Origin of the sequence: Marinimicrobium sp. UBA4509, assembly GCF_002388575.1 — a bacterium.
GTDB lineage: Bacteria > Pseudomonadota > Gammaproteobacteria > Pseudomonadales > Cellvibrionaceae > Marinimicrobium > Marinimicrobium koreense.
Map to the genome: position 1 here is coordinate 5,725 of NZ_DGMV01000085.1, position 12,183 is coordinate 17,907.

General features: G+C 60.7%; 8 protein-coding genes. All 8 read left to right on the forward strand.

The genetic code is table 11. The features are described from left to right. Positions 1–101 precede the first annotated feature (101 nt). The 8 genes from glmS to B3520_RS16170 all read left to right on the forward strand — a co-directional run bounded on the left by glmS (position 102) and on the right by B3520_RS16170 (position 12,140). Positions 102–1,931, forward strand: a complete 1,830-nt coding sequence (gene glmS, locus B3520_RS16135; RefSeq protein ID WP_286806696.1) for a glutamine--fructose-6-phosphate transaminase (isomerizing) — start codon at positions 102–104, stop codon at positions 1,929–1,931. Between the two features lie 94 nt (positions 1,932–2,025). After that, positions 2,026–3,033, forward strand: coding sequence for a GNAT family N-acetyltransferase (locus B3520_RS16140; protein ID WP_286806697.1), 1,008 nt, complete (start codon positions 2,026–2,028; stop codon positions 3,031–3,033). Between the two features lie 92 nt (positions 3,034–3,125). Further along, entirely contained in the window at positions 3,126–4,415 is a 1,290-nt protein-coding gene (locus B3520_RS16145; RefSeq protein WP_286806699.1) for a hypothetical protein, read from the forward strand. A gap of 142 nt (positions 4,416–4,557) precedes the next feature. Beyond that, positions 4,558–5,607 (forward strand): metal-dependent hydrolase, encoded by a 1,050-nt coding sequence (locus B3520_RS16150; protein ID WP_286806701.1) that lies wholly within the window; start codon positions 4,558–4,560, stop codon positions 5,605–5,607. A gap of 1 nt (position 5,608) precedes the next feature. Continuing rightward, on the forward strand, positions 5,609–6,376 hold the full coding sequence (locus B3520_RS16155) for a TlyA family RNA methyltransferase (protein WP_286806702.1): 768 nt from the start codon (positions 5,609–5,611) through the stop codon (positions 6,374–6,376). Between the two features lie 167 nt (positions 6,377–6,543). Further along, a complete protein-coding gene (locus B3520_RS16160) occupies positions 6,544–10,035 on the forward strand; it encodes a HEAT repeat domain-containing protein (RefSeq protein WP_286806703.1) in 3,492 nt (1,163 codons plus the stop codon). Between the two features lie 120 nt (positions 10,036–10,155). Further along, a complete protein-coding gene (locus B3520_RS17450) occupies positions 10,156–11,178 on the forward strand; it encodes a response regulator (RefSeq protein ID WP_339619265.1) in 1,023 nt (340 codons plus the stop codon). Next, the gene (locus B3520_RS16170) at positions 11,175–12,140 is read left to right on the forward strand and encodes a sensor domain-containing diguanylate cyclase (RefSeq protein WP_286806704.1); all 966 of its coding nucleotides are present in this window, start codon (positions 11,175–11,177) and stop codon (positions 12,138–12,140) included. The genes B3520_RS17450 and B3520_RS16170 overlap by 4 nt, the downstream gene beginning before the upstream one ends. Positions 12,141–12,183 lie beyond the last annotated feature (43 nt).

Sequence of the window (12,183 nt, forward strand, 5' to 3'; positions counted from 1 at the left end):
CGAGCCTACAGGGATGTATTTACGGCGTGTCCGTGAAGGGGTTACCCAACTCCTACCCCAATACTTAGTTAAGAACGTTTCATTCTCAAAGGAGAAAGATTATGTGTGGCATCGTAGGCGCCGTAGCGCAGCGGGATGTGGTGGATATATTGGTCGAAGGCCTTCGGCGCCTCGAGTATCGGGGCTATGACTCCGCCGGTGTGGCCGTGGTCAACAACGGTGAACTCAAACGCCTGCGCCGGCTGGGCAAAGTCAAAGAACTCGCCGACGCCGTCGCCGCCAGCCCCACCCCGGGCGGCACCGGTATTGCCCACACCCGCTGGGCCACCCACGGTGAGCCGAGCGAGCGCAACGCCCACCCACACGTCTCCAACGACCAGCTGGCCGTCGTACACAACGGCATCATCGAAAACCACACCGCCCTGAAAAAAGAACTCGAAGCGGCGGGTTACCAGTTTGAGTCCCAGACCGACACCGAGGTCATTGCCCACCTGGTCCACCAAACCCGTCTGGAGACCGGCGATCTGTTGAGCGCGGTGCAGAAAGCGGTGAAACAGCTCGACGGCGCCTACGGCACCGTACTGATGGACGCCAACGACGCCGAGCGTCTGGTGGTGGCCCGCTCCGGCAGCCCGTTGGTGATCGGCCTGGGCATTGGGGAAAACTTTATCGCCTCGGACCAACTCGCTTTGCTGCCGGTGACCCGCCGGTTTATCTTTCTGGAAGAAGGTGATGTGGCGGAAATCACCCGCACCAGCGTGCGCATCTTTGATAAAGACGGCAATGCCGTCGAGCGCGAAGAGCATGAGTCTACCGTCAGCTACGACGCCGGGGACAAGGGCCAATACCGTCACTTCATGCTCAAGGAAATTTACGAGCAGCCCCACGCGGTGACCAACACCCTCGAAGGCCGTCTGGGCAAAGAGAGTGTACTGGACGAAACTTTCGGCAACGGGGCCGCCGAGCTGCTGAAGAAAGTGAAGCACGTCCAGATCGTCGCCTGTGGCACCAGCTACCATTCCGCCATGGTCGCCCGCTATTGGCTGGAATCGCTCGCGAATGTGTCCTGCAACGTGGAAATCGCCAGTGAATTCCGCTACCGGAAGTCCGTGGTGCAGCCCGACAGTCTGGTGGTCACCATCAGTCAGTCCGGCGAAACCGCCGACACCCTCGCCGCTCTGCGTCTGGCCAAGGAGCTGGGGTATCTTGGCAGTCTGACCATCTGCAACGTGGCGGGCTCCTCTCTGGTGCGCGAATCCGATCTGGCCTTTATGACCCGCGCCGGGGCGGAGATCGGTGTGGCCTCCACCAAAGCCTTCACCACCCAACTGGTGGGCCTGGCGATGCTGGTGTTGGCACTGGGCAAATACAACGGCCTGAGTACCGAACAGCAGGCCGACATGGTTCAGGCCCTGAAAGGTCTGCCGGCCAAGCTCGAAGAGTCACTGTCGCTCGCCGAGCGCATTGAAGATCTGGCCGAAGAGTTTGCCGATAAACACCACGCCCTGTTCCTCGGTCGGGGCGATCAGTACCCGATTGCGATGGAAGGTGCGCTCAAGCTCAAAGAAATTTCCTATATCCACGCCGAGGCCTACGCGGCTGGCGAACTCAAGCACGGCCCCCTGGCGCTGATCGATGCCCAGATGCCCATCATCGTGGTCGCGCCGAACAATGAGCTGTTGGAGAAGCTCAAATCCAACGTGGAAGAAGTCCGCGCCCGCGGGGGCATCCTCTATGTGTTCGCCGATGTGGAAGCCAACTTCTCCTCGGATGAGACCATGCGGGTCATCAACGTCCCCCACTGCCACCCCTGGCTGGCGCCCATTCTCTACACCCTGCCCCTGCAATTGCTCAGCTACTACGTGGCCATCATCAAAGGCACCGACGTGGACCAGCCACGTAACCTGGCGAAGAGTGTGACGGTCGAGTAACCTGTCGCCTTTGTAGATTCTGAGGCGATCCGAACCATCGAGTACTAACTTGGTGGATCGGATCGCCAACAATAACGCAGAGGTAGACAGCAGGATGATCACAATACGAAGGGCCACCTACGATGATGTGCCGGCGCTGCATGCGCTGGCTGAGCGATTTCTGCTGGAGAATCTGAAAGACCCGGAAAATACCGGTTTTCTGATTTCCAACTTTTCCCTCGATGTCTACAAAGCATATGTGGACAGCGCCGAGTACTTCTGGGTGGCCGAGGAAGACGGCAAGTTGGGTGGATTTCTGCTGGCTTATAAAAGTGAATCGATCAAGCCCGAAGAGGTGATCAATTCCTGCCTGCGTTATTCCGTGATTCAGCCATTTACCCTGATCAAGCAGATCTGCAGTAGCGGCAAGGTGCGCGGTGCGGCGTCGGCGCTGTACCAGAAGCTCTTTGACGAGATGGATACTGAGCTGGCGCTGGCGGCGGTTGTGAACGAGCCGCTGAACACCAAGTCGATTGAATACCATCGCAAACTGGGCTTCGGCCATTTGTGGGATCTGCACCCCCCGGCCGACTACGATGGCGTGACCCGCACCCGTTCCATCTGGTTCTATTCCAAAACCGGCATCCGACCTCAGACTCGTATGGCGCAGGTGGACCGCTCTGAACTGGTGCAGCATTTGATCGAAAAAGAACAGGGAACGGTCAACCTCTACATGCATGAGGACAACCTGAACTGGACCAAGTTGGGTATGTTGGTCACCTTTATGACGGCGCTGCTCACGGCCTTTGGTTTCCTGCTGGAGCGGGATCCAACCACCACCAATAATTGGATTGTCAGTGTCCTGGTGGTGTTCGGGTTTGTGGTGAACATCATGTTCTATCTGAAGTTGAAGTCAGGGCTCGCGTTTCTGAATCATCACAAAAAGAACCTGCGCCGCTTTGATGACGCCTTGGCCGGGGTGTTGCCATCCATCCCCTCGTACCTCGATCGTAAAACCGGCAAGCAGTCCGTTACTGTGCGTGTCATGGTTGTCTTGCCGGTGTTCAGCCTGGGACTCTGGGCGGTGTGCGCCGGGTTACTGCTGCACCGGTACTTTTTATGATCGGGCAGTGACGGGTGTCTCAACACAAAGGCGCGGGCTCGATTAGAGTACAGGGTTTGTTTACTGACTAGGTGCCATACGCAGGGAATATTATGAAGCGAATACTCATAGCCATACTGCTGCTCGTCGCGATCGCGGCGCTTGGTGGTCACTATTATTACGAGCGGCAGGTGGAGCAGCGGGTGGACAGTGCCGCTCGCCTGTTGGGGCAGATGGGCGGCAATCTGGACTATCGCGAGGTGGTCATTGGTCTGTCGGGTGATATTCGGGTCGAGGACATTCTGCTCCGGGTACCCGGTATGCCCAGCGCCGTCAGCATCGATCGGGCTTCGCTGCATACCGGTGGGCTGATGGGGGTCCATCGCCTGGCCATGGATGCTCGCGAGCAGTTATTACCCACCCGCCTGGGTGTGTCGTTTGATGGCATCCGTATCCCCCTGTCCAGTGTGACCGAATCCGGTAATCTGGGGGTCACGGATTCCTTCGCCGCCGCCGGTTGTGGTGATCGGACGGCCTTCAGCGCACTGGACATTGTGAAGATGGGCTACTCCGAATTCGTGATGGATACCCGGGTGGATTATCGCCTGGTGGGTGATGGCGAGCTCTTGAACCTGACCGTCGACACCCTGATGCGGGAGATGAACAACACCCGAGTCGAGATGGACTTTTCCCTTGGCGCGCCGTCACGTCATGCGCCGGCTGTTGCGATGGCCATGGCCAATGCCCAATTGCTGAGCGTAGTGATTGATTATCAGGATAAAGGCTATGCCCAGCGTGTGTCGGCGTTCTGCACTGAACAGACCGGTCTGGATAGGGAGGCGTTTCTCGCTCAGCACCTGAGTGCCTGGCAGGATGTCTGGCACCAATTTGGATTGACTGCCGGGCCGACCCTGGTTGATGGTTATCGGGAATTTTTGTCCAACCCGGATCAGTTCCGGGTGCAGATCAAACCCAGCGGCAGCCTGCACGCTGACGACCTCAGTGGCATGTCAACGGAGCTGATGCTCTATTACCTGCCCATGCAGCTATCGGTCAATCAGGGCCCAATGAAGCGCCTGGACCTGTCGGCCATGGACGAGGCCGAAGCCCAAGCCTGGCGGGAAGCGCGCCGGGAGAGGACCGTTGATTCGGATAGTGAAGCGGAGCAGTCTGGTGATACCGGGCAAGCGCAAGACGACGAAGGTCGGATCACCATGGAGGCGCTGCGCAACGCGAAAGATGCAACGGTGGAACTCCGACTCGCCAACGGGCGCACACTGGAGGGGGTGGTGCATTCGGTCGGGGAAGACCGGTTGCAGTTACAGCGTTTTCAGAACGGGGGTTATGTCATTCAGCCGGTTGATTATGCGGACATTGTTGAGGCTTATCTTCTGGGGGACTGAGTCCGGCTCATTCTCCTCAAGTGCCTGACTAATTGGCGTCGCTTTTGGCTTCTCTGGCGTAACATTCGGTGGTTCAGTCGCGTAAAATAGCGCGGCTTGTATCGGCCGCAGGCCGCCCGATCTGAGAGGCACGCAGACCAAGATGGATTCACTGACACAAATGACCCTCGGCTCCGCCGTCGGTGTCGCGGTAATGGGCCGGCGGGTGCCGGTCTGGCGCTCGGCACTGGTGGGCGCGTTTTTCGGCACCCTGCCGGACCTGGATTCGTTTGTGGACTACGGCGATCCGATCCGCAATGTCACCTATCACCGCGGCGCCAGCCACTCACTGTTCTATCTGTCGCTGCTCTCTCCGTTGTTTGCCTGGTTGATCACCCGCTGGATGCCCTCCGGAGGCTTCCGACGGTGGTGGGCCGCGCTGTGGCTGATTCTGATTACCCATGTGCTGCTCGACACCATGACGGTGTACGGGACCCAGATCGGTCAGCCATTTACCGACTACCCGTTCGGGGTGGCCAGCCTGTTTATCATCGACCCCCTGTACACGCTGCCACTGCTGGTCGGGCTGCTATTGGCGCTGGGCGGTCGGCACCGGGCGAACCACTGGGGACTGGCGCTGACCACGGGCTATCTGCTCTGGAGTATGGCGGCCCAGAGTTGGGTAGAAACCCGAGTCGAGCGCGAGTTGGCGGACCGGGACTGGCCGGTCGAGCGGGTCCTGGTGACCCCCAGTGCATTCAACACACTGCTCTGGCGGGTGTTGGTCATGACGCCGGATAACTATTACGAGGGCTTCTATGCCCTGGCCGATGGCGACCGTGCCATTGAGTTCGATCGCTTCGAGCGCGACCGGGCGTTGTATGAATCCCTACAGAACGATTGGGGGGTGCAGCGAATCGCCTGGTTCAGTAAGGGATTTTTCAAAGTCAGCGCGCGGGACGGAGTGGCGCGGATTACCGACCTGCGCATGGGGCAAGAGCCCTTTTACAGCTTCAACTTTGTGGTGGCCGAGCGGGTGGATGGGCAATGGCAACCGGTTCCGCCGCAACTGCAGATGGAGCGCCCGGATATCGGCGCCGGCCTGCGCTGGATCGTTCGCCGAGCCCAGGGGCAACCCCTGTCGCCGCCCCGAGTGAAGTCAGGTGATGGTGAGTCTTCACTTACCCAAGAACCTCCCAGCGAAAGGCAATAATGTGGAACGATTGGATAAAGCTCTGGTAAGCCGTGGCCTGGCGGATACCCGCAGTCAGGCCCAGAGAATGATCGAGGCCGGGCGGGTTCGCTGTCAGGCGAGCGGCGATTGGCAGGTACTGAACAAGGCCAGCGCCAAAGTGTCGGAAGATCAGGCTCTGGACGTCGAGCCGGGGGATGAAGATCAGTTCGCCTCCCGCGGTGGCTTGAAGTTGCGTGGCGCGCTGGCGCAGTCGGGCCTGAATCCCGAGGGCTGGGTGGCACTGGATGTGGGCCAGTCCACGGGCGGATTTACCGATTGTCTGTTGCAGGCCGGCGCCGCCCGGGTGGTCGGAGTGGATGTCGGTCGGGATCAGCTGGTACCCGCCCTGAGAACCCACCCCAAGGTGGTGTTTTTTGAAGGCATCAATGCCCGGGATCTGCCCAGAGACACCCTGTTGGCGGAGGCGCCAGAGGGCTTTGATCTGATTGTGATGGACGTGTCCTTTATCTCCCAGACGCTGATTTTGCCCGGGTTGCCGGCGCTGCTCAAACCGGGCGGGCACCTGCTCAGCCTGGTCAAGCCGCAATTTGAAGTGGGCAAGGCGGGCATCGGTAAAGGCGGAATTGTCCGCGACGATCGTCTCTATGCCGAGGTGGAGCAGCGAATTCGCGCCCAGTGCGACACCCTGGGACTGACGGTCAATGCCTGGTTTGCGAGCCCGATCAAGGGCGGTGATGGTAATCGGGAGTTCTTTATATCGGCGACAAAAACGTTCGGGGAGTTTTAAACATAAACATTTTTTAGCTGATAAGACGTATAAATCTTCTCAGCGCTCCCCTATACTCCCTCGTGGTCTGTACCACCCTAAGTAAGCGCGGCTTCTGAGCAGGCTCTCCCAACCGGTCGCCCAAGCTGCATGAATCATCCAAAACCATAAAGATGTGTGAGAAGGCAATGAAACAACGAGACCCCGTTTTCGGTCGCCCGCTGGTTGCGGCGTCCCTCTCCGTGTTGCTGGTGGCCTGCGCGCCGGATGACAACACCTCCTCCCCGACCCCGGAACAACGTCAGGCGCCCGCTCAGTCTGAAGCGGTGGCTCCGCTCAGCGATACCGATGCGGCAGTGATTGCCTTGAGTGATACCGAAGCTGATTCCGCCCGCGAGCGGGTGATGCGCCAGGTGAACCTTGAGCCGATTGACGGCCTGAGCGTGGATCTCTGGGCGTCGGAGAAACTGCTGGCCGACCCGGTGGCGATCAGTGTGGACTACCAGGGCCGGGTGTGGGCCGCGGTGACCAACCGCAGCAACAACTCCGAGTTTGATATCCGCCGCTACCCGGACTGGGAACACTCTTCCATGACCTGGACCAGCGTCGAGGATCGGCGGGCGTTTCTGAAAGAAGAGCTGGCCCCGGTAAACAGCGAGCAGAATGCCTGGCTGGACGACCGCAACAACGACGGTTCCCGGGATTGGCGAGATCTGGCGGTGGTCAAAGAGGAAGTCATTCTCCTGCAGGACACCAGCGGTGACGGCCGGGCCAATGAAAGCCGGCGCTTCCTGAAGGACTTCCACAGCGAAGTGACCGATGTGCTGGGCGGCATCTACTATCACAACGAACTGGATGAACTGTTCTTGGGAGTTGCCCCGAACGCCTGGCGGGTCAAAGACACCGATGGCGACCTGAGAGCCGATACCAAGCAGGCCATTTCCGATGGTTTTGCCGTGCACGTGGGGTTCAGTGGCCACGGCATGTCCGGCGTCACGCTGGGGCCGGATGGCCGGATTTACTACGGAATCGGCGACATTGGCGCCAATATCACCGACGTTGACGGCAACGAGTACGCCTACCCCAATCAGGGCGTGATCGTCCGCAGTGAGCCCGACGGCAGCAATTTTGAAGTGTTTGCCCGCGGCGTGCGCAATACCCACGAGTTCACGTTCGATAAATACGGCAACCTGATCACCGTCGATAACGATGGCGACCATGAGGGTGAATACGAGCGGGTGGTCTACCTGATTGACGGCTCCGACACCGGCTGGCGCACCAACTGGCAACTGGGGAAATACAAGGACCCGAAAAACAACACCTACAAGGTGTGGATGGACGAGGACTACTTCAAACCCCGCTTTGAAGACCAGTCCGCCCACATTCTGCCTCCCATCGCCCCCTATCACGCCGGCCCCACCGGCATGGTGTACAACCCGGGCACGGCGTTGAGCGAGCGCTGGAACAACCATTTCTTCGTGGTGGAGTTTGTCGGCTCGGCGGCCCGCTCCGGTATCAACGCGTTTACCCTGGAACCCAAAGGTGCATCGTTCGAACTGGCTTCAGACCAGAACATCTTCCGCGGCGTACAGGCCACCGGCCTGGACTTTGGTCCGGACGGTTCGCTGTTCATGAGCGACTGGATCGAAGGCTGGGGCATCAACGGCAAGGGCCGTATCTGGAAAATGGATGTCACCGAAGGCGTCGACCAGGCTCAGCGGGACAATACCCAGGCGCTTCTGGAGGCGAACTTCGCTGAACGTGACGCGAATGAGCTAGTAGAGCACCTGAGTCACCCTGATATGCGTGTGCGTCAGCGCGCCCAATTGGCTCTCGCGGCCCGTGACGATCAGGCCAGCCTGCTGGAGGTCGCGCAGAACAGCGATCATCAATTGGCCCGTATTCACGCCCTCTGGGGCATTGGCCAGCTTACCCGTCAGGACTCGAGCCGTGCCGCCGTGCTGCTGCCGTTGCTGAGTGATGCCGATCCCGAAATTCGTGCCCAGGTGGCCAAGGTGTTGGGCGATGTGGCCTTTGCCGATGCCCGCCCGGACCTCTTGCCCCTACTGACCGATGACAGTGCCCGGGTGCAGTTCTTCGCCGCCCAGGCGCTCGGTCGCATCGGTAACCCGCAGGATCAGTCGGCGGTGATCGCCATGCTGGAAACGAACGACGATGAAGATGTCTACCTTCGTCAGGCCGGGGCGATTGCCCTGGCTCGCATGGGCGATGCCGAGACGCTGGGCAACCTGGAGACTCACGCCTCCGAAGCGGTGCGCATTGCCGCCGTGGTGGCGCTGAAACGCCTGCAGAGCCCGGAACTGGCCCGCTTCCTGGATGATGCCAGTGAATTTGTGGTGACCAACGCCGCCCGCGGCATCAGCGACGATCATTACGTGGATGCCGCGCTGCCGGCCCTGGCCGAGCTGCTGGCAACCACGGAATTTACCAATGAGCCTCTGCTGCGCCGCCTGATCAACGCCAACCTCTATGTGGGTGGCGACGCTTCGGTGGAGCGCCTGCTGGGCTTCGCCCAACGCGACGACATCGACGGTGTCCTGCGCGCCGAGGCCCTTCACACCCTGTCGGTCTGGCCGGAGAGCTCGGCCTTTGATCGGGTGACGGGCCGTCATCGCGGAGTGGTATCCCACCCGAGCGAGCAGGCCAGCGAACCCTTGATGGCCCTGTCGGCCGAGTTGCTGCAGGATCGCAGCCCGGAAGTTCGTGCGGCCACGGCCAGCGCCCTGGCGATGCTCGGCATCGAAGGTGCCAGCGACGCCCTGGCGGCAACCCTGAAAGACGACGCCAGCCCGATGGTTCGGGCCGCGGCTCTGGAGGCGCTGTTCACGCTGGACTACCCGGATATGGGCCAGGCGGCCCTGACCGCCACCAACGACGCCGATACCGACGTGCGCATGGCCGCGCTGGCCCTGCTGCCCAAGCTCGACCTGCCGACAGAGGAGGTGGTTGAGCTGCATCGGGTGCTGCTGAATAACGGCTCCCTGCCTGAACAGCAGGCGGCCTACCGCTCCCTGGCGAATGTCGATCACGCCAGTGCCCACGCGTTGCTTGGCGAATCCCTGGCGGCCCTGCGCTCCGGTGAGCTGCCTGCCGCGGTGCAACTGGATGTGATCGAGGCGGCCCAGGCCACCGGTAACGAGACCCTGATCGCCGAGCTGGAGGCCTACGAGGCGAGCAAGAACCGCAATAAGCCCCTCGAGGTGTACCGGGAAGCCCTGGAGGGCGGCGATCCGAATGCGGGGATGAACCTGTTCCGCTACAGCAACAGTGCCCAGTGTATCCGCTGTCATATGGTCGGCCACCGCGGCGCTCGGGTGGGTCCCGAGCTCACCGCTATCGGGGACCAGCTGAGCCGTCGCCAGTTGCTGGAGGCGCTGGTGGACCCGGGCGCCCGGGTTCCCGCCGGCCACGGTCGGGTGTCGGTTACGCTGGACAATGGTCAGACGGTCAGCGGTTTCTTTGAGGCCGAGAGTCAGGACAGTATGACCATTGTCGATGGCGAGGAGCGCATTGAGGTGGCCAAGGCCGAGGTGGTGTCCACCGAGTACTCCGGCTCGGGCATGCCGCCCATGGGGCAACTGCTCAATCGCAGCCAGTTGCGTGATATCGTCGCCTACCTGGTGACCCTGCCCACCGAAGAGGAAGCGGAGGGGCACTGACCCTGAGGCTTTTTTGGCGGAGGCGCCCTCGGCTCGCCTCCGCCACAGGCACCCCTGTGGGGCCTCTCTTTAACTGATATACTCCGGTCATAGGTCTTTTTTAACGACAACAAGGTCCCTATGACCACCCCGCTCCTGATTTGCGATGACTCCCTGGTCGCTCGCAAGCAAATGCTCCGCGCCCTGCCTCCCGACTGGGATGTACTGGTCAGCTTTGCCTGTGATGGCGAGGAGTGTCTGCGCTACCTCGAGGCCGATCGGGGTCATATCCTGTTTCTCGATCTGAACATGCCGGTGCTGGACGGTTACGCCGTGCTACGGGAAATTCGGGCCCGGGATTGGCCGACGCTGGTGATCGTCGTCTCGGGGGATATCCAGCCGGAGGCGGAACAGCGGGTGCGGGATCTCGGTGCCGTCCAGATGATCCGCAAGCCCCTGGACCCGGCGCAACTGCAGTCGGTTCTGGTGGAGTTCGGGCTCTACGATCCCTCTGAAGATCGCCGCTTGGCGGTGCACCCGGAAAGCCCTGACCGCAGTACCACCTGGCACGATGTGTTGCAGGAACAGGCCAATATCGCCATGGGCCAGGCCGGTGACTTGCTGGCCCGCTTGCTGGGGGTGTTTGTGGAGCTGTCGGTGCCGAAAGTCAACATGCTTGCGGCCAGTGAGCTCAATATGGCGCTGACCGCTGGCAGCAGCTACCACAAGTGGTCTGGCGTCAGTCAGGGGTTCGTGGGCGGAGGCCTGGGCGGGGAAGCGCTGCTCTTGTTCAGTGATAGCAGCGTGGAGGACATGAGTGCCCTGCTCGGTTATCAGGACGACAACGCGTCCCACAAAGAGCTCGAAGTCCTGATGGACCTGTCCGGCATTCTGGCGGGCGCCTTCCTGAAAGGCCTGGGGGAGCAGTTGCACCTGTCGCCGAGAATCACGCCGCCGGTGGTGCTCGGCACCCACGTCACCATGGACGATCTGCTGCACCACAACAGCCACCTCTGGGAGCAGATGCTGAGCATCGAAGTGTCCTTTGCGGTGGAAAACCACAATATTCTGGGCAATCTGTTGCTACTGTTTACCGAGGATTCGATTCCCCGGCTGCAGGAAACGCTGGATTACCTGCGGCCCGATCCGGAGGGCGCTTCGTGAACCGTACCGAGTTTACCCTGAGCGATGTGCACTGGCTGATGGATCTGTTGCAGACCATCGAGGTGGGAATCGTGGTACTCGACGGCGACAACCGGGTGCGTTCCTGGAACGGCTTTATGGAAAACCACAGCGGCATCCGCGCCGACGAGGCCCAGGGCGCGGATCTGTTTCAGCTGTTTCCGGACCTGCCCCGGGAGTGGCTGGAGCGCAAGCTGCACACCGTCCGCCTGCTGAACACCCGAACCTTCAGCGTCTGGGAGCAGCGACCCTACCTGTTCCGGTTCCGCAATCGCCGCCCGATTACCGGCACCGAAGCCTACATGTTCCAGAACATCACCTTCTTCCCGCTGACCGATCAGCGCGGCGCGGTCGAAGGGGTCTGTCTGCTGGTGTATGACGTGACCGATATGGCGAGCAGCCGACGCCAACTTGAAAAAAGCAACGCCCAGCTCAAGCGGCTGAGCCAGACCGACGGGCTCACCGGGCTGCTCAATCGCAGCACCTGGGAGTCGTTCCTGCAGACCGAATTCGAGCGGCACTTTCGCTACGGTTCCGAAGCGGCTCTGGTCATGTTGGACATTGATCATTTCAAACCGATCAATGATACCTATGGCCACATGGTGGGGGATGAGGTGATCCGTCAGGTCACCAGTCTGATCAAGTTCAATCTGCGCCAACCCGATATCGCCGGTCGCTACGGTGGGGAGGAGTTTGCCATCATCCTTCCGGAAACCGATCTGGAAGGTGCCGAGTGCTTTGCGGAGCGGATTCGCTCGGTGATCGAGCAGCAACCGCTCAAATGCCTCGATCAGACCATCGAAGTTACCGCCAGTCTGGGCATAGCGCCCTGGAGCCTGGCCTACCAGGATGCCGAGCAGTGGCTCGGGGCAGCGGATCAGGCGCTCTACGCCGCCAAGCGTCAGGGCCGCAATCAGGTTGTGGTTGCACCCCCTACCGAATGATCTGACCCCGACCGGCGCCCGTAACCTGCCCTTCAGGGTAAAC

Coding starts and splice junctions, on each gene's coding strand:
- B3520_RS16160 (WP_286806703.1), top strand. CDS start 6,544: ATGAAACAACGAGACCCCGTTTTCGGTCGCCCGCTGGTTGCGGCGTCC.
- B3520_RS17450 (WP_339619265.1), top strand. CDS start 10,156: ATGACCACCCCGCTCCTGATTTGCGATGACTCCCTGGTCGCTCGCAAG.
- B3520_RS16150 (WP_286806701.1), top strand. CDS start 4,558: ATGGATTCACTGACACAAATGACCCTCGGCTCCGCCGTCGGTGTCGCG.
- B3520_RS16145 (WP_286806699.1), top strand. CDS start 3,126: ATGAAGCGAATACTCATAGCCATACTGCTGCTCGTCGCGATCGCGGCG.
- B3520_RS16140 (WP_286806697.1), top strand. CDS start 2,026: ATGATCACAATACGAAGGGCCACCTACGATGATGTGCCGGCGCTGCAT.
- glmS (WP_286806696.1), top strand. CDS start 102: ATGTGTGGCATCGTAGGCGCCGTAGCGCAGCGGGATGTGGTGGATATA.